This is a genomic window from Flavobacterium frigidimaris (assembly GCF_002217275.1).
GTDB classification, from domain to species: domain Bacteria; phylum Bacteroidota; class Bacteroidia; order Flavobacteriales; family Flavobacteriaceae; genus Flavobacterium; species Flavobacterium aquidurense.
This window is the reverse complement of the sequence record NZ_MUGV01000007.1, coordinates 141030-159971: the sequence shown is the minus strand read 5'-3', so window position 1 is coordinate 159971 and position 18942 is coordinate 141030. Positions and strand designations below refer to the sequence as shown.

Genomic DNA, 18942 nt, shown 5'->3' with positions numbered 1-18942 from the left:
GCGGAAAAAAATTCTAAAAATTGAGATTATTTAATAATCGTCATTTCATCAATAATATTTTTTGCTCCGGCGTATTTGTCGATAATCCAAAGTACGTAACGAATATCTACGTTGATTGTTCTTTGTAATTTTGGATCAAAAATAACATCACCAGCCATCGCTTCGATATTTCCGTCAAAAGCGATTCCGATTAATTCTCCTTTTCCGTTTAATACCGGAGAACCTGAATTTCCTCCAGTAATATCATTATCCGTTAAGAAGTTTACCGGCATGTATCCTGCTTTATCAGCATATTGACCGTAATCTTTTGCTTTGTTTAATTCTAACAAACGAGATGGTAAATCAAATTCCTGATCTCCTACTTTATACTTTTTAACCATACTTTCCATAGTAGTATAGTTGTTGATTGTAGCATCGTTACGCGGATCAGCTGGCAAAGCACGAACTTTTCCGTAAGTCAATCTCAAAGTAGAGTTTGCATCAGGATATTTTATTGCATTCAATTTTGACTCTCTTAAACCCTCAACCAAATTACGGTAAGCAATGGCAAAACCATCATCAGCTTTTGCCTGATCATCTGTTTTAGCACGGTATTTTGTTGTCAAATCATTAGAAATAATATACAAAGGATCGTGTACAATAGCTAATGGTTTTGGATCAGCCATAAATGCCAACACTTTATCTTTAGACGTGAAATAACTTATTTCAGCCGCTTTTGTAACATCAGCACTAAAATCACCATTATTTGCTGTTTTCATTTTAGCAATTTGCGGCGCTAAACCATATTCAGCAGCTTTTGAAGCGTATAAATTCAATTGCGCCGTTAACACATCTTTTTCAAGAGGTGCATAAAATTCACCGTAAATGTTATCAATCATGGCATTGATCTTTGGCAACATCTCCGCTTTTTTAGCATCGTTTTCATTATAGTAAGCAATCAATGCGTTTCCTAAATTTGCTGGTCCGGTTGCATAACTTGAAGTACGCAAAACCTGAGATAAGTAATTATCGTGGCGTGCTTTTAAATTTGTTTCCTTGTAATAATCGTTAATTGTCGGAATTACATTTTCGTACTTATCTTTGTTAGCTGGTTTAGCTGCCCATTCGTAAAATTTATCTTCCTGAGCTGATTTTGCCTCCGCAGTTCCGGCTTTAGTCAAAGCATCAATCATACCCTGACGGTTTTTCCAGTAATTTGCTGTCGAAGCATATTTAGACGCATATTGCAAACGAACTGTTGCATCTTTATCCATATACTTTTTCATTTGGTCCATTCCGGTTTTTGCACCTTCAACCCAAGCAGGATAAGCAAATTTTACGTTTTGCTCAATTCCGCCAGCCGGCATCCAACGATTTGTTCTTCCTGGATAACCCAAAATCATGGCGAAATCATTTTCTTTTACACCTTTGATACTTACAGGTAAATAATGTTTTGGCTGTAAAGGCACATTTTCTTTTGAATAGGTTGCAGGGTTTCCAGCTTTATCAGCATACACTCTAAACATAGAGAAATCTCCCGTTTGACGAGGCCATTCCCAGTTATCAGTATCTCCACCAAATTTACCAACACTTTCCGGTGGTGTTCCTACTAAACGAACGTCTGTGTAATCCTGGTAAACGAAATAGTAATATTCATTTCCCTGAAAGAAAGGACGAACAGAAACAGTATATTTTCCACCTTCGTTGTTTTCCTTTTCAATCAAAGCAATTTCTTGTTGAATGATTTTGTTTCTTTCTGTTTCTGTCATTGTATCATTTACTTTTGATAAAATTCTTTTAGAAACATCGTCCATGCGAACGAAGAAACGAACGTATAAAGATTTTGGTTTCATTTCGGCACTTCTTTCTTTTGCCCAAAAACCATCTTTTAAATAATTTTGTTCTGCAGTAGAAAGTTCAGCAATGGCATTGTAACCACAGTGGTGATTGGTTAAAACTAATCCGTCCTTAGAAACAATTTCTGCAGTACAACCTCCATTAAACTGTACAACAGCATCTTTTAAACTATGATGATTAATACTGTAAATTTCTTCGGCTGTTAATTGCAAGCCCATTTTTTCCATATCTCTATGGTTCAATCTTTCGATAAACATCAAAAACCACATTCCTTCGTCAGCTCTTGCAGGAAAAGCCATAAGGCACATGGTAAAGAATAAAATTATTTTTTTCATGTTATTTTATTTAAGTGATGCGAATATAGCTCATTTTCGCAATTATTTCATTCTATCAATTCCTAAAATAAAATATACCTGTCCATTTTTATCTTTTTTTTACGAATTTAACATTATCAGAAATAAAAAAGGCGCTCTGAAAACAGAACGCCTTTTAAAAATATTTTTAAACTTTTTACTCGTTAAGCATTTTCCAAAGCTTGTCTTTTAAATCAGTCAAACCTTGTTGAGCAACAGATGAAATAAACATGTATGGAATGTCTTTAAAAGCAACATCAAGTTCCACTTTCAATTCTGCTTTCAATTCATCATCCAGCATATCACATTTTGATATAACCAAAAGACGTTCTTTATCTAACATCTCCGGATTGTATTTAGTCAATTCATTAACCAAAATATCATATTCTCCTTTAATATCCGGAGTATCAACCGGTACTAAAAATAGCAAAGTTGAATTACGCTCAATATGACGCAAGAAATAATGTCCTAAACCTTTTCCTTCAGCGGCACCTTCAATAATTCCAGGAATATCGGCAATTACAAAAGATTGATAATCTCTGTAAGCTACAATTCCTAAGTTTGGTTTTAAAGTTGTAAACGGATAATCGGCAATTTTTGGTTTTGCAGAAGTCAATACAGACAATAAAGTTGATTTTCCAGCATTTGGAAAACCTACCAATCCAACATCAGCCAAAACTTTAAGTTCCAGAATTACATCCATTTCTACACCTGGTAAACCTGGCTGTGCATAACGTGGCGTTTGGTTTGTTGAACTTCTAAAATGCCAGTTTCCTAAACCACCTTTTCCTCCTCTTGAAAGAATTTGTTTTTCGCCGTCTTCGGTAATTTCGAATAAGGTTTCTCCGGTTTCTTTATCTTTTACTACAGTTCCTAAAGGCACTTCGATAAATTTATCATCTCCATCGGCACCAGTACTACGGTCTCCTCCTCCATCTCCACCGTGACCAGCTTTAATGTGACGCGCAAATTTTAAGTGAAATAATGTCCACAAACCTTTATTCCCCACTAAATATACGTGTCCACCGCGACCACCATCACCACCGTCCGGGCCTCCTTTTTCAATAAATTTCTCTCTATGTAAATGCGTAGATCCTTTTCCACCTTTTCCGGATGAAACATATATCTTAACGTAATCTACAAAATTTCCTTCTGTCATTGTTTTTAGTATTCAGTCGCAGTCACAGTTTTCAGTGCAAACCGCGACTGAAAATTGTGACTGGAAACTATTTTATTTTTAGTATTCCAGTCACAGTCGCAGTTTTCAGCACAAACTGCGACTGAAAACTGCGACTGAAAACTTTTTTATTTATTCTTTAAGTGCTTTTACCAACACTTTATCAATCTTTACGCCATCCATGTCTATTACTTCAAGCACAAATTTTTGCCAAACTAATTTTTCTCCTTCTTTTGGAATATGCGAAAGTTCGGTCATAATCATTCCGCTTACGGTGTTTACTTCGTAATCGTTTGTTAATTCGTCTAACTCAAAATAGGTTAGGAAATCGTGTAATGAATAATGTCCGTCAACCAGCCATGAACCATCTTCCCTTTCGATTAGCTGAAATTCATCTTTATAAAAATCAGATGCATCTCCAACTAAAGCTTCCAGAATATCATTCAACGTAATAATTCCCTGAAAAACGCCATATTCATCAGAGACTAAAGCATAATGCACTCCTGTTCTTTTGAAATTTTCCAACGCTTTGTAAGCCGTCGTCTGCTCCATTAAATAAGGAGGATCTGTCATTATTGCTGATAAATCAAAATGATCGCTTTCGATGTTGGCGAATATATTTTTCAACGTTACAATTCCTACTATATCATCGTAATTATCACTATATACAGGATAAACAGTATGTAAATCCAGCAATACTAACTCTTTGATTTTAGCTTTATCAGCGTTCAAAGGTAACATATCTACCGATTTACGATGTGTCATCAACGAATTTACTTTTCTGTCGCCAATATGAAAAACACGTTCCACAATATCCTGTTCAATTTCCTGAACTTCTCCACCTTCGGTTCCTTCTTTTATAATGGCTTTAATTTCTTCTTCGGTTACTTTTCCGTCGGCTGAAGGTTTTATCTGCAAAACATTCAATAAAAAATCGGTTGACGATGTTAGCAACCAAATAAATGGAGCGGTAATAATTGAAACTATCTTCATTGGCATTGCTACCATTTTCGCAATGGATTCCGGATAATTTAAGCCAATACGTTTTGGCAATAGCTCTCCTAAAACCAAAGAGAAAAACGTTAAAACCACCACCACAATTCCAACTGCAACTGAATGTGCATAGGGTTTTAAAATGGCAAATCCGGCAACAAACGCCTCAACATCCATAGTGATTTTATCTCCACTATAAATACCGGTCAAAATTCCTATTAAGGTAATTCCGATTTGTACTGTTGATAAAAACTTATTTGGCGAATTGGCTAAATCCAGTGCAATTTTGGCACTTTTATTCCCTTTTTTTGCAGCAGTCTCCAATCTGTTTTTTCTAGCCGAAATCAATGCGATTTCTGACATCGAGAAAACTCCGTTTAATAGTATTAGAAAAAATATTATTAGTATTTCCATTTTTAAGTTTAAAGTTAAAAGTCAAAAGTTAAATGTTTTTCAGAACTTATTTCAAATTTCCTTCTAACATTTAACTTTTAACTTCAAACGAGTTTTTACAAATTATCTATAACTGACGTTAATCGCTCTGTAATTTGTTCAACAGTTCCGATACCATCTACGGCATGAAACTTATTTTGTGCTTTATAATATCCAATTAATGGAGCTGTTTTTTCGTTGTATTCCTGATATCTTACACGAATTTTTTCTTCGTCCTGATCATCCACTCTTCCGCTTGTTTTTCCTCTTTCAAGCAAACGTGCTACCAAAATCTCATCATCAGCTTCTAGTGCAATAGTTGCTGTAACGCTTGACCCAATTGTTGGTAAAAATTTATCTAAAGCCTCAGCCTGATCTAAAGTTCTTGGATAACCGTCGAACAAAAATCCGTTTGAATCCAAATGTTTGTTCACTTCATCAATTAACATTGCAGTTGTAACTTCGCAAGGAACCAATTCTCCATTGTCCATAAAAACTCTTGCTCTTTTACCTAAATCTGTATCATTTTTTAAATTAAAACGAAAAATATCTCCTGTAGAAAGATGTGTTAATTTGTATTTCTCTTTTAAAAATTCTGCCTGAGTTCCTTTTCCTGCTCCTGGCTTTCCAAATAAAACAATGTTAATCATAAAAGTAATTTAATGATTGAAAGATCTAAAATTGAAAGATTTTTATAATCTTAAATAATTTAAATTTCTCTAATCGTGTTGTTAATGTAGTTATGTTATTTTTAAATTTTTTAATCTTTAAATGCTTAAATTTATTCTGCTAACTTATAGACTTCTGTTAAATTTCTTCCTAGACCATCGTAATCCAGACCGTAACCCACGATGAATTTATCCGGAATTCTGATTCCGATGTAATCAATTTTAATATCTTTTTTGTATGCTTCAGGTTTAAAAAACAAGGTCGCAATTTTAAAATGCTTTACGTTTTGTTGCTTAAACAAATGTTTTAATTCTTCGATTGTATTTCCGGTGTCAATAATATCTTCAATTATTACAACAGTTCTGCCTGAAAGATCCTGATTGATTCCGATTAATTCCTTAACAACATTAGTCGTTTCAGTACCTTCGTAAGAGGCCATTTTGATGAATGAAACTTCGCAAGGTCTTTTGTATTTTTTCAAAAAATCGCTTACAACCATAAATGCACCATTCAAAACGCCAATAAAAATTGGAGTATCGTCTCCAAAGTCATCTTCCACCTGTGCAACTATTTTGGTTAAAGCAAAATCAATTTCCTTAGCCGAAATAAACGGAACAAATTGTTTATCGTGAAGTTGTATCATTATTTTTGATTTTAAAATAATGCGCAAAGATACAGAATTACAACCAAATTGTTCGTATCAAATTATATGGATACGATGACTTTTTTAAGAATGTTAAATATCACTTAATATTTACAAATCTTTTGTTAAGGTCATTTTTAATTTTATTAAATTGTTGTCTATTAAAATTTTAACTCAAAAACATAATGAAAACTACGATACAATTATTTTCTCTGTCGTTATTAACCGTAATGACGGCCTGTCAAGGACAAGTAAAAAAAGAAGAAAAAGAAGCCCTGGCAAAACAACCACCAACTGTTGTAAAAACTGCCATTGGAGACCTGACATTGCCTCCGCCTTTTGCAACCGAATCTACATCAAAAAACAGTAAAGTAATAGGGTGGCCGGAAGGAAAAACGCCAACAGCGCCGGAAGGTTTCACAGTTACAAAATTTGCTGATGGATTTGAAAACCCGCGTTGGACCTATATCGCACCAAACAATGATATTTTTGTTGTCGAAAGTGGAACAAGAACGAGTAAAAACCAAATTACCGTACTTCGAGACAAAGACAAAGATGGAAAATTTGAAACACGTGAAGTTTTTATAAAAGACCTAAACAAACCTTTTGGAATGTTGGTTCTAAAAGACTTTTTCTACATAGCCAATACCGATGGTTTATATAAATATCCGTATAAAAACAATCCCCTGAAATTAGAAACGAAAGGCGTAAAAATCCTTGAACTTCCAGCCGGAGGTTACAACAATCACTGGACAAGAAATATAATTTCAAACACTGACGGATCAAAAATTTATGTTTCTGTAGGCTCTGGAAGTAATGTTGCAGAACACGGAATTGACAAAGAAGTTCGCCGTGCCGATATTCTTGAGATTAATCCTGATGGAACTGGCGAAAAAGTCTATGCGTCAGGACTTAGAAATCCTGTTGGAATGGATTGGAATCCGGTAAATAAAGAACTTTGGACCGCCGTAAATGAGCGTGATGAATTGGGAGATGATTTAGTTCCGGATTATATTACGAGTGTAAAAAAGGATGGTTTTTATGGATGGCCGTATTCTTATTTCGGCAATATTCCTGACCCAAGAATGAAAGGTGAAAGAAAAGATTTAGTCGAAAAAGCAATCATTCCTGATGTTCCGGTTGGTGCTCACACGGCTTCGTTGGGATTGGCTTTTTATACTAAAGATAAATTTCCGGCTAAATATAAAAACGGAGCATTCGTAGGGCAACACGGTTCCTGGAATCGTTCTAAAATCTCGGGTTATAAAGTTTTATTTGTTCCTTTTAAAGATGGAAAACCTTCCGGAAAACCAGAGGATTTTTTGACAGGTTTTATATCTGACAATGACAAAGCTGAAGTTTACGGGCGCCCGGTTGCTGTTACGGTTATGAATGACGGATCGCTTTTGGTAAATGACGATAGTGGAAATACGATTTGGAAAGTTACGGCTAATAAATAAATTCCAATTTTTAAATTGCTTCGCCAGTTCGCTATCGCTCGAGTCCAAATTCCAACTCTTTGGCAATAATTTAAACACATAGAAACATAGTATTCATGGGAACTTAAAAAAAGGCGTTTCACTTGCAAAAAGACACATAGCTATGTGTTTTAAAACAAGTGAAACGCCTTTATACGCAAACCAAAACTATGTTTCTATGTGTTTAAATTTTAAGCTCAAAAACTAAACTATTTTTATGCTTTTAAAAAAATATTGTTTTCTCCTTCTTCTCACAATTGTTTTTCAAAACACTTTTGCACAGGAAGAAAAAAGCAAATCTATTGATACTGTGAAAACAGAAAAACTCAAAGAAGTTATTATCAGTTCTTTTCACATTAATGATAGTTTGCAGAATGCACCGGCTTCGATTGGCATTTTATCCAAAAAAGAGCTGACGCAAAACAATGCTACTGATATCACGACTGTTGTAAATACAATTCCGGGCGTTTTTATGCAGTCGTCTAACTTTACGACTACTAGAATTTCGATTCGGGGAATTGGTGCAAGAACACCCTATGGAACAAATAAAATAAGGGCTTTTTATGGCAGTATTCCGCTGACTTCCGGAAATAGTGAGACTGTTATTGACGATATTGATCTGGAAAACCTCAACCAAATTGAAATAATTAAAGGACCGCTTTCAAGTATTTATGGTGCCGGTTTGGGCGGAGCGATTTTGATCTCGCCTCAACTTTCTAAAACAAAAGGACAGACTGCCGGAATAAGTTCCACTTTTGGTTCTTTTGGATTATTGAAGAATACTTTGAATTATAGTTTAGAGGAGAAAAGTTCCAGCCTGAATTTAAGTTATCACAATCTAAAATCAGATGGCTGGCGTGAAAACAGTTCTTATAAACGAGAAGGAATTACGCTTGCCGGAGAATTATTCAGAAAACAAAACAGCAAACTGACTTACTTTACCAATTACACTTATTTAAAAGCTTTTATTCCGAGTTCGATCAGTAAAGAAGTTTACGATACAAATCCACAATTGGGTGCACCAACCTGGGTAGCTTCAAAAGGATTTAAAGAATACAAATCGACTTTGGCGGGATTGGCTTATGATTTTAAGATTACTGATAATCTCAATAATTCAACTTCGGTTTTCATTAATTACAAGGACAGCAACGAACCTCGACCTTTCGATATTTTGCGTCAATATACTTTTGCAACCGGAGCAAGAACGCAATTTTCAGGGAATTTCGAAATTGGAAAACTGAAAAATCAATTCATTTTCGGAATGGAATATTTTACCGATAATTACAACGGAAATACATTTGAAAATTTGTACAAACAAAACAACGGACAAGGCAGTTTGCAAGGAAATCAATTGACAGAAAGCGATCAGAAAAGACATTTTTACAATATTTTTTCGCAAATCAGATCGTTGCTTTCGGAAAAACTCGAGCTTCAATTGGGTTTAAATTATAATGAAACGCATTTTGAACTGACTAACTTTCTTCCGCAAAAAACGGCAACTGAAAAATACAGTTATGACGGGATTTTTTCGCCACAACTTTCTTTATTGTTCAAACCAAATCAACAACAAACGATTTATTTTTCAGCGAGTCGCGGATTTTCATTACCGGCAACAGAAGAAACTTTAACCAGCAACGGAACTATCAATCCGGATATTAAACCTGAAAACGGTTATAATTTTGAATTGGGGGGGAAATTCTATTTCTTCAACAAAAATCTTTATTCCGAAATTGCGGTTTACCGAATGGAAATTAAAGATTTATTGGTTGCCAAAAGAATTGGCGATGATCAATACGAAGGTGTAAATGCCGGAAAAACATTGCATGAAGGAATTGAAATTACGCTGAAACATAATTGGCAAATTAATCGGTTTTTTAATCTGAATTCTTATGTTGGAACATCTATCGGAAAATATGAGTTTAAAGAATTCGTTGATAATGGAAATGATTATTCGGGAAATAAATTAACCGGAGTTCCTGCCAATAAAATAAATGCCGGATTAATTTTAAATACCCGTTTTGGAATTTATGTGAATGCTGATTATCAATTTGTAGATGAAATTCCGATGAACGATGCGAATTCGGCTTTCTCGGATTCCTATAATATCATCAATTTAAAAACAGGTTATCGTTTTGAAATTCTTCATAATCTAAACACCAATTTAGCTTTTGGAATCAATAATGTGACCAACGAAAAATATGCATCTTTAATTTTGCCAAATGCACTTCCTGTCGGGACTTCTTCTCCAAGATTTTATTACCCAGGGCTTCCTGTAAATTACTACGGAAACATCTCTTTAAATTACTTATTTTAGTTACAGAATTAAATCGATTAAAGATGCCATCTGAACTACAAAAGAAATTGGATTACGTTAGTGCTTACCGGGAAAACCGTCTGAAAGTGGCGCAGGAAATTTTAGAAAATCCCCGTTTCTTTGATGAATTAGTTTCGATTTGTTTTTCTCCATCTGACAAAAACAACCACAAAGCTTGTTGGATTTTAGAATTTGTCTCTTATGAAGAATTGATTTGGCTTCAGCCTCATCTTGATTTTTTCTTCTCTAATTTGAAGAATTTAAAAGATGAAAGTGCTATTCGTCCAATTGCAAAAGTGACGCAGCTTTTAGTAAAATCGCATTATAAAAAAGAGGAGAACGGCATTGTTCTTTCTGAAACTAATATTCAGGATTGCATTGAAGCTTCTTTTGACTGGCTTATTAATGATGTAAAAGTGGCTACAAAAGCGTATTCGATAAGAACTTTATATGTTTTGGGAAATTATTACGACTGGATTCATCCAGAGCTAAAAATTATTCTGGACAAAGATTATGGCGATCATTCTGCCGCTTATAAAGCGGTTGCACGGGAAGTTTTGAAGAAAATAAAATAGTTTTTTGCCACAGATTAAATCGATTTAAAAGATTTTTTTTCGCCACGAATTCACTAATTTTTGAAGTTATAAATTAGAAATTCGTGAATTCGTGGCGGAAAAATTAAATTTGCAATTCGATCAAAATAATTATTTTACGTACATTTGTAAAAACTTTACGTATATGAATACCAAACTCACTTTATCGTTAGAAAAAGAAGTCATCGAAAGAGCAAAATCGTATGCAAAAAAAACAGGCAGAAGTTTATCTGAACTGGTAGAAAGTTATTTTGAAAACTTAACTAAGAATTCGAATAATGAAGAAGAAATTGATCCGGAAATTAAAAAATTAATTGGGATTGTACAGTTACCACCAGATTTTGACGAAAAAAAAGCATTACAAGAATATTACGATGACAAATATAAACTATGAAAAATGTATTTATTGACACCAATATTCTAATGGATATTTTTTCAAATAGAGAGCCATTTGTAAAAATGTCTTTAAAAATTTACATATTAGGAAATCAAAAACAAATTCAGCTTTATACTTCTTCAAATACGATTACAACGCTACATTATTTACTTAAAAAATATATAGACGAAGAAAAAATAAGAATGGCTTTAGAACAAGTTTTAGAAAACATTCAGATAATTCCTGTTGACGCTAATATTATTCGGAAAAGTTTAAAGTCAAATCATAAAGATTTTGAAGACGCTATTCAGATTATTTCGGCACAATCAATTCACAACATGGATTGTATTATCACAAGAGATTTAAAAGATTATAAAAATTCAGAAATTAAGGTTTTTACTCCAGACGAATTTTTATCCAAAATAAAATAAACAATAACTAAGTGAATTTGAACAATTCAAATTAATAAACAATGAATTATTTTTCTTCTGATTTTAAATTAGGAATATTAGGCGGTGGACAATTAGGCAAAATGCTTTTGTTTGACACGCGAAAATTTGACATACAAACTTATGTTTTAGATCCGAGTGACGAAGCTCCGAGCAAAATTGCCTGTAATAAATTCTTTCAGGGCGATTTGATGGATTATGAAACGGTTTATAATTTTGGAAAACAGGTTGATGTTTTAACTTTCGAAATCGAATTGGTTAATCTTGAAGCTTTAACGCAATTAGAAAACGAAGGCCTAAAAGTATATCCGTCTCCAAAAACCTTAAAAGGAATTCAGAATAAAGGAATCCAAAAACAATTTTACTCGGATAACAATATTCCAACTGCACCTTTTGAAAGATTTGAAAATTTAGACAATCTAAAATCTAAAATCAATGATTTACAATTGCCTTTCGTGTGGAAATGCACCGAATTTGGTTACGACGGAAATGGTGTAAAAGTAATTCGTCAGGTTTCTGATTTAGACAGTTTACCCAATGTGGAATGTATTGCAGAAACAATGATTCCGTTCAAAAATGAATTGGCTGTTATTGTTTGCAGAAATCCATCAGGAGAAATTAAAACCTATCCGGTGGTTGAAATGGAATTCCATCCAGAAGCCAACCAGGTAGAATATGTAATTTGTCCGGCAAGAATCGACGAAAAGGTAGCTGAAAAAGCCAGAGCAATTGCTTTGAATGTTTCTGAGAAATTCAATCACGTTGGACTTTTAGCAGTTGAAATGTTTCAAACTAACGATGATGAAATTTTAGTAAATGAAGTCGCTCCTCGCCCACACAATTCAGGACATTATTCTATTGAAGCAAGTTACACTTCACAATTCGAAAATCATTTACGCGCGATTCTGGATCTTCCGTTAGGAAACACAGACAGCAAAGTTGCCGGTATTATGGTAAATTTGGTTGGTGCCGAAGGTTTTTCAGGAGATGTAGTTTATGAAAATATCGAAACCATTTTAGGATGGAACGGCGTTACGCCACATATTTACGGTAAAAAACAAACAAGACCGTTTAGAAAAATGGGGCACGTAACAATTGTAAATGAGAATATGGCTGAAGCCAGACGAATTGCAGAGGAAGTTAAGAATACTATTAGAGTGATCAGTGGTCAGTAATTAGTTTTCAGTCGCAGTTTACAACTTGAAACTTGAACAAAATAAACAGTTTTTTCAGTTTCGTTTTTCCGTCACAGTGAAAAACCTGAAACCTGAAACTTGAAACAAATAAAACAAAAACATGAGCAAAGTAGCCATTATAATGGGAAGTATCTCAGACATGCCAGTCATGCAGGATGCCATCGACATTTTAAAACAATTTAATATTGAAGTTGAAGTAGATATCGTTTCAGCACACAGAACGCCGGAAAAATTATTCGATTTCAGTAAAAACGCACACACTCGTGGGATTTCGGTAATTATTGCCGGAGCTGGAGGTGCAGCGCATTTACCGGGAATGGTAGCTTCAATGTCGCCGCTTCCTGTAATTGGAGTTCCGGTAAAATCAAGTAATTCAATTGATGGTTGGGATTCAGTTTTATCGATTTTGCAAATGCCAGGCGGAGTTCCTGTTGCAACAGTTGCTTTGAACGGAGCAAAAAATGCGGGAATTTTAGCTGCGCAAATTATCGGAAGTCACGATAAAAAAGTCCTTGAAACCATTATCGCTTATAAAGAAGAATTGAAAGCAGCGGTTAATAAAGCGGCTGAAGGATTGAAATAGTTTTCAGTTTTCAGTCACAGTTTTCAGTGTAAACTGTGACTGAAAACTGTGACTAAAAACTGAAATTAAGCTTCATCTTCAACTTCCTCCAAAACAGATTCAAATTCAGAAGCTGTTACATCATCCTTATTTATCCAATTTTCTGACGTAACCAGGTTATAACTTATATCATCTTCCGTTGTCAATTCCCAGATAATACTTTCTGCTTCAGGAAACGGAATATTTTTAGACATTTGATCTTCAAACAATCTTTTAATCAGGTTTCTGTCAGATAAACCATTATTCAACAATTTCAGTATATTTTCCGCCGTCAGTTTTTGTACTTCGCCATCAGTAGGCGTCATAGAAAAATGAACAACAGAAGCTTTTGCATTTGGAAATTTCCCATTGTAAGCCTTAAAAAGCAATTGATTGACATGAAATAATCTGCCTTGCATGTGTATTTCCGGATATTCCTCACATACTTTATCTATCAACATATTGTTGGATATCTGTTCAATTTGTCCTGCGCTTAATTCATCTCCCAGTTTATATTCTAAAACAATCTGTGCGGCTTCATTAGGCTCGTAATCCGAAATAGCCATCTCTAATAACTCCGGCAAACTACTTTTCTCCGCTGTCGCTCCATCGGGATAATTGAATTTTTGTAATAATACAACCAAATCTTCATCTGACCAATATCCTTCAACTTCGTTAACCGTGTCAATATTCTTTATTACAATTTGATAATTCATAGTGTTTTATTTAATTATGATTAGTGTCTTATAATTCTAATCGTATTTTTTCAATTTACGCTTTTAATATCTGCCACAGCAATAAATAACATAACTCTAACACAATTTAAGAGGATTTTATGCCTGGAATCAATTTCAAATAGCCCATTAGATTTTTATAAATTGTTATCTTTGGAATTCAAAAATTTGACTTCAATTAATAAAAAATAATATATCATAATGAGTGTTTTACTTTCAAAATTCAATACCAAACATAACACGGCCCCTTTTTCGCAAATTAAAATCGAAGATTACGTTCCTGCTTTTCAGGAAGGAATTATTTTGGCTAAAGCCGAAATTGATGCGATCGTAAACAATCCTCAAGCACCGACTTTTGAAAATACCGTTGTTGCAATGGATTTTGCAGGAGATGTTTTAGATCGTCTTTCCAGCATTTTCTTCAATCTGAATTCGGCTGAAACCAATGACGAGATGCAAAAAATCGCTCAGGAAGTTTCGCCTTTACTTTCGGAATTTGGGAATGATATTACTTTGAATGCTGCTTTATTTGCCAAAATAAAAGCCGTTTACGAGCAAAAAGAAAAACTAAATTTAAATCCGGAACAGACAACACTTTTAGATAAAAAGTATAAAAGTTTCTCCAGAAACGGGGCTAATTTACCGGAAGACAAAAAAGATCAATTGCGCGAAATCGACAAAGAATTATCGAAGTTGAGTTTACAATTTGGCGAAAATGTTTTGGCCGAAACGAATGCTTTCGAATTGCATCTAACTAACGAAAGTGATTTGGCAGGATTACCGGAAGGAACAATTGAAGCCGCAAAATTATTGGCAAAAAGCCAGGAAAAAGAAGGCTGGATTTTCACTTTAGATCATCCAAGTTACGTTCCGTTTTTGACTTATGCGGACAATCGTGAATTGCGTAAAAAAATGGCAATTGCTTTTGGTGCAAAAGCGTTTCAGAATAACGAATTTGACAATCAGGAAAATGTCCTTAAAATTGCTAAACTACGATTTGAAAGAGCCAATTTATTAGGTTATAAAACACACGCTCATTTTGTATTGGAAGAAAGAATGGCCGAAAGTCCGGAAAAAGTTTTCTCTTTCTTAAATGATTTATTGGCAAAAGCAAAACCTGCGGCCCAAAAAGAATTTGCAGAATTGACTGCTTTCGCTACAGCCCTAGACGGAATCGAACAATTAGAAAAATGGGACGGCGCTTATTATTCTGAAAAATTAAAACAACAGCTTTTTAATTTAGATGATGAAAAACTGAAACCTTATTTTCAATTAGAAAAAGTTTTAGACGGGGCCTTTACGGTTGCCCAAAAATTATACGGATTGACCTTTACCGAAGTTTTTGACATCGATAAATACCATGAAGAAGTTACGACTTATGAAGTTAAAGATGCAAATAACAATTTAGTTTCTATTTTCTATGCCGATTTCTTCCCTAGAAAAGGAAAAAGAAATGGAGCCTGGATGACTTCATTCAAATCACAATCTATAAAAGACGGCGTTAATGAAAGACCACATATTTCGAACGTTTGCAACTTTACAAAACCAACAGAAACGAAACCTTCGTTGTTGACTTTTAATGAAGTGACGACTTTATTCCACGAATTTGGTCATGGTTTACATGGAATGTTAGCCAACACAACGTATCCAAGTTTATCAGGAACTTCTGTTTTCTGGGATTTTGTAGAATTACCAAGTCAGATTATGGAAAACTGGTGTTACGAACCAGAAGCTTTGGCTTTATTTGCCAATCATTACGAAACCGGAGAAATTATTCCGATTGAATACGTTCAGAAAATTAAAGAAAGTGCGAGTTTCCAGGAAGGTTTGGCGACTATGCGCCAATTAAGTTTTGGACTTTTAGATATGGCATGGCACGGACAAGACCCAACAAACATTACAGATCTAAAAACTTTCGAAACCGAACAATTTGCTAATACACAATTGTATCCCGATGTAAAAGAAAATGCTATGAGCACCGCTTTTTCACATATTTTTCAGGGTGGATATTCTTCCGGATATTACAGCTACAAATGGGCGGAAGTTCTGGATGCAGATGCTTTTGAATATTTCCAGGAAAAAGGCATTTTCAATAAAGAAGTAGCAACAAAATTCAAAGACAATGTACTTTCAAAAGGAGGAACAGAACACCCCATGACTTTGTACAAACGTTTCAGAGGTCAGGAACCAAAACCGGAAGCTTTGTTGAAACGTGCAGGACTATTGTAAATTTTAGTCCCGATAGCTATCGCGATAGATATCAGATTTTAGATTATATCCGGAGTAGAAATACTTCGGATTTTTAATTTGATTTTGTCTGAAAATAAAATTAATTACCTTCGCCTTATTTTTAAACTTAATCTTACAAAAAATAAATTGAAAAAATATTTTAAAATTACCCTTTACCTTGCAATTATTGGATTAGTTGCTGTTGTTTCTGTAAATTACTACGTAAAGTCATCGACCAAAAAGAACATTCATCACTCTCTTAAAAGATTTCCAAAAAACGATGTCGGGATTATTTTTGGTGCGGGAATTAGAGGAGATCAGCCGAGTAAATATTTAAAAGACAGACTTGATGCCGGGATTTTACTATGGAAAGCAAAACGCATCAATAAAATTTTACTTTCCGGAGATAATGGTCGCGAAGAATATGATGAATTAACCGTAATGAAAAAGTACTGTTACACTCATGGAGTGGATACAACTAAAATATTTATTGATTATGCTGGTTTCGACACCTACTCTACTATATATCGTGCAAAACATATTTTCAATATCAAAAAAGCAACTTTAATCTCTCAGGAATATCATTTGAACCGAGCGATTTATATTGGACAAAAACTCGGAATTAAATCAGTTGGATATTCGGCTAATAAAGGAGAGTATTCAGGATACAAATATGTTTGCTTTAGAGAATATGGTTCTATTTTTAAATCGTTTTTGGATGTTTTTAGAAATCGCGAACCACATTTTTTAGGAAATCCGATTGATATTAATGGGGTTTCTAATTATTCTAAAGAGGATAAACGGTAAAAAAAGTCCGAAGTAAAATTACTTCGGACTTTTTTTTAATTTAAAACTTCCAAATAATCTAAGACAGATTCTTGAAAAGCTTCTTTCAGTTCAATTATCGAAGCGGCCTCAAAAGTGACTACATCATTAATTCCCTGAATTTTTCCAAAAAAGACCTTATCTTCTTCTGAAAATTCTATACTTCCCTTATATCCTTTAAATTCAAAATAATTTTCCATTTTTATATTTTAATGCACATGCAAATATAAGAAAATACATCTAATTAAAATACTTGCAAAACAAACTTTCATTTATTTTTGAAAGTTTAAAAACTTTTGTTTACATTTGTTCTATGACAATGAGCATTTATGCGATTTGCATTTGACCGTTTGAAAAACAATAAAATCGACAAATGAAATTCAAAGAAGCAAAAAATAAGTTCGTACAAACCTGGGGAGCATTAGGTTCTCAATGGGGAATTAATAAAACCATGGCGCAAATCCATGCTTTATTAATGGTATCGAACGAAGCCGTTTCGATGGAAGACATTATGGACGAATTGCAAATTTCCCGTGGAAATGCCAGCATGAACCTAAGAGCTTTAATGGATTGGGGAATTGTCTATAAAGAATACAAAGCCGGCGAAAGAAGAGAGTTTTTTACAGCCGAAAAAGATTTAGATGAATTAGCTTCCAAAATCGCGCGAGAAAGAAGCAAAAGAGAAATTAAACCTGCTCTTAAAATCTTGAAAGAAGTTTCGACTATTGAAGTAACTGAATCTTCTGCAGAAGAAAAACACTTTGTGGATCAGACTTCTAAATTATATGACTTTGTTTTAAAAGCGGATAATATGTTAGATAAAATGACCGAATTCAACGAAAACTGGCTAGGACGTTTGGTTCTAAAAATTATGAAGTAAAAAAATTTAATTAAAACTTTCATTTTTTTCTGAAAGTTTAAAACAAACAATAACTATGAAAATATTGAACTACGGAAATTTAGCAATTGTTTTTATCCTAATTACCAGCAATATTTTGGGTCAATTTTATTCTTATTTTCTGGGCATAGCATTCATATTTGGTCTTTTCATAATGCCAATATATCAGTTGTTAGCAGGGTTTATTTGGTTTATGACATCAAACAGAGACGAAAGAATTAGTCTTTATTTCAAAGGTGTTTTTATCTTTTTCTTCCTCGAATTATGTAACTCCGGTTTTCATAAAATTGGAAATCAGAAAATTTCTGAACAAATCTCAACAATTCTATTTCCGACAATCCCTATAATACTTGCAATCTATTTTACTTATATACTTAACCAATATTCAAGAAAATGAACTTCTTAAAAGCAGAATGGAAAAACTTAGCACTTTTCAATTATGAAGTTGATGCTAAAATCTTAGAAAAATATGTTCCGAGCGGCACCGAAATAGATTTATGGAACAACAAATGTTACGTGAGCCTGGTTGGTTTTATGTTTAAAAATACCAAAGTCTTAGGATTGAAAGTTCCTTTTCACATTGATTTTGAAGAAGTGAATTTAAGATTTTATGTAAAACGTTTTGAAAATGGCGAATGGAAACGCGGCGTTGTTTTCATTAAAGAAATTGTTCCTAAAAAAGCCATCACTTTTATTGCAAATACTTTGTATCAGGAAAATTACGAAACGCAAAAAATGAGACATGAAATCATTGAAAATGAAAACAGCAACACTTTTATTTACCAATGGAAAAAGGATGAAAACTGGAATATTATTCAATTAGAAACTGAAAAAAATCCGACAGAAATTAAAGTTGATTCTGAAGCTGAGTTTATTACTGAACATTATTTCGGTTACACCAAAATTGATCTGGAAACCACTTTTGAATATGAAGTGCAACATCCAAGATGGGAACAATTTGAGGTTTTGAATTATAACGTTGCTATCGATTTCAGAAAAACGTATGGCAACGATTTCGAGTTTTTACAAGACACAAATCCAACTTCAGTTTTCCTTGCAAAAGGATCTGATATTAAAGTTAAAAACAAACGAAAACTCGAAACTGTCTTTGCTCTTGAAGAAGCTTACCATTAGAATTTTATTATT

The 18942-nt window shown here is 33.8% G+C and carries 18 protein-coding genes; 11 read left to right on the top strand and 7 right to left on the bottom strand.

What is annotated here, in order from left to right:
• Window positions 1–26: 26 nt before the first annotated feature.
• From B0A65_RS03665 to hpt, 5 genes are all read right to left on the bottom strand, one after another.
• Entirely contained in the window at window positions 27–2171 is a 2145-nt protein-coding gene (locus tag B0A65_RS03665; protein ID WP_074659351.1) for a S46 family peptidase, read from the bottom strand.
• Window positions 2172–2346: 175 nt separating this feature from the next.
• Window positions 2347–3348, bottom strand: coding sequence for a GTPase ObgE (gene obgE, locus B0A65_RS03655; protein ID WP_074659349.1), 1002 nt, complete (start codon window positions 3346–3348; stop codon window positions 2347–2349).
• Window positions 3349–3498: 150 nt separating this feature from the next.
• Window positions 3499–4773, bottom strand: coding sequence for a hemolysin family protein (locus B0A65_RS03650; RefSeq protein ID WP_074659348.1), 1275 nt, complete (start codon window positions 4771–4773; stop codon window positions 3499–3501).
• A gap of 95 nt (window positions 4774–4868) precedes the next feature.
• A complete protein-coding gene (locus tag B0A65_RS03645) occupies window positions 4869–5441 on the bottom strand; it encodes an adenylate kinase (protein ID WP_074659347.1) in 573 nt (190 codons plus the stop codon).
• A gap of 131 nt (window positions 5442–5572) precedes the next feature.
• A complete protein-coding gene (gene hpt, locus B0A65_RS03640; RefSeq protein WP_074659346.1) occupies window positions 5573–6103 on the bottom strand; it encodes a hypoxanthine phosphoribosyltransferase in 531 nt (176 codons plus the stop codon).
• A gap of 185 nt (window positions 6104–6288) precedes the next feature.
• Here hpt and B0A65_RS03635 point away from each other — a divergent pair, with 185 nt between their 5' ends.
• The 7 genes from B0A65_RS03635 to purE all read left to right on the top strand — a co-directional run bounded on the left by B0A65_RS03635 (window position 6289) and on the right by purE (window position 13092).
• Complete coding sequence (locus B0A65_RS03635) at window positions 6289–7563, top strand: PQQ-dependent sugar dehydrogenase (RefSeq protein WP_074659345.1); 1275 nt, start codon at window positions 6289–6291, stop codon at window positions 7561–7563.
• A gap of 235 nt (window positions 7564–7798) precedes the next feature.
• On the top strand, window positions 7799–9895 hold the full coding sequence (locus B0A65_RS03630) for a TonB-dependent receptor (protein ID WP_074659344.1): 2097 nt from the start codon (window positions 7799–7801) through the stop codon (window positions 9893–9895).
• Between the two features lie 23 nt (window positions 9896–9918).
• The gene (locus tag B0A65_RS03625) at window positions 9919–10470 is read left to right on the top strand and encodes a hypothetical protein (RefSeq protein WP_074659343.1); all 552 of its coding nucleotides are present in this window, start codon (window positions 9919–9921) and stop codon (window positions 10468–10470) included.
• 163 nt (window positions 10471–10633) lie between these two features.
• Complete coding sequence (locus tag B0A65_RS03620; RefSeq protein ID WP_074659676.1) at window positions 10634–10882, top strand: DUF6364 family protein; 249 nt, start codon at window positions 10634–10636, stop codon at window positions 10880–10882.
• On the top strand, window positions 10879–11295 hold the full coding sequence (locus B0A65_RS03615) for a type II toxin-antitoxin system VapC family toxin (RefSeq protein WP_074659342.1): 417 nt from the start codon (window positions 10879–10881) through the stop codon (window positions 11293–11295). Before B0A65_RS03620 ends, B0A65_RS03615 begins: the two co-directional genes overlap by 4 nt.
• 41 nt (window positions 11296–11336) lie before the next feature.
• Complete coding sequence (locus B0A65_RS03610; protein WP_074659341.1) at window positions 11337–12488, top strand: 5-(carboxyamino)imidazole ribonucleotide synthase; 1152 nt, start codon at window positions 11337–11339, stop codon at window positions 12486–12488.
• Between the two features lie 121 nt (window positions 12489–12609).
• Window positions 12610–13092 (top strand): 5-(carboxyamino)imidazole ribonucleotide mutase, encoded by a 483-nt coding sequence (gene purE, locus B0A65_RS03605; protein WP_074659340.1) that lies wholly within the window; start codon window positions 12610–12612, stop codon window positions 13090–13092.
• A 65-nt stretch (window positions 13093–13157) separates the two neighbouring features.
• On the opposite strand, the gene B0A65_RS03600 is transcribed toward purE, so the two are convergent.
• Window positions 13158–13826, bottom strand: coding sequence for a hypothetical protein (locus B0A65_RS03600; RefSeq protein WP_074659339.1), 669 nt, complete (start codon window positions 13824–13826; stop codon window positions 13158–13160).
• A 219-nt stretch (window positions 13827–14045) separates the two neighbouring features.
• Between B0A65_RS03600 and B0A65_RS03595 the strand changes: the two genes are divergently transcribed.
• Window positions 14046–16073 carry a M3 family metallopeptidase gene (locus B0A65_RS03595; RefSeq protein WP_074659338.1) on the top strand — a complete coding sequence of 676 codons (2028 nt, stop codon included), beginning with the start codon at window positions 14046–14048 and terminating at the stop codon, window positions 16071–16073.
• A 147-nt stretch (window positions 16074–16220) separates the two neighbouring features.
• Complete coding sequence (locus B0A65_RS03590) at window positions 16221–16880, top strand: SanA/YdcF family protein (RefSeq protein ID WP_074659675.1); 660 nt, start codon at window positions 16221–16223, stop codon at window positions 16878–16880.
• Window positions 16881–16915: 35 nt separating this feature from the next.
• On the opposite strand, the gene B0A65_RS03585 is transcribed toward B0A65_RS03590, so the two are convergent.
• A complete protein-coding gene (locus tag B0A65_RS03585) occupies window positions 16916–17098 on the bottom strand; it encodes a hypothetical protein (protein WP_074659337.1) in 183 nt (60 codons plus the stop codon).
• A gap of 173 nt (window positions 17099–17271) precedes the next feature.
• Here B0A65_RS03585 and B0A65_RS03580 point away from each other — a divergent pair, with 173 nt between their 5' ends.
• Together B0A65_RS03580 and B0A65_RS03570 are read left to right on the top strand one after the other, a co-directional pair.
• Complete coding sequence (locus B0A65_RS03580) at window positions 17272–17778, top strand: GbsR/MarR family transcriptional regulator (protein ID WP_074659336.1); 507 nt, start codon at window positions 17272–17274, stop codon at window positions 17776–17778.
• 411 nt (window positions 17779–18189) lie between these two features.
• Entirely contained in the window at window positions 18190–18930 is a 741-nt protein-coding gene (locus B0A65_RS03570) for a YqjF family protein (RefSeq protein WP_074659334.1), read from the top strand.
• The last annotated feature ends 12 nt before the right edge of the window (window positions 18931–18942 follow it).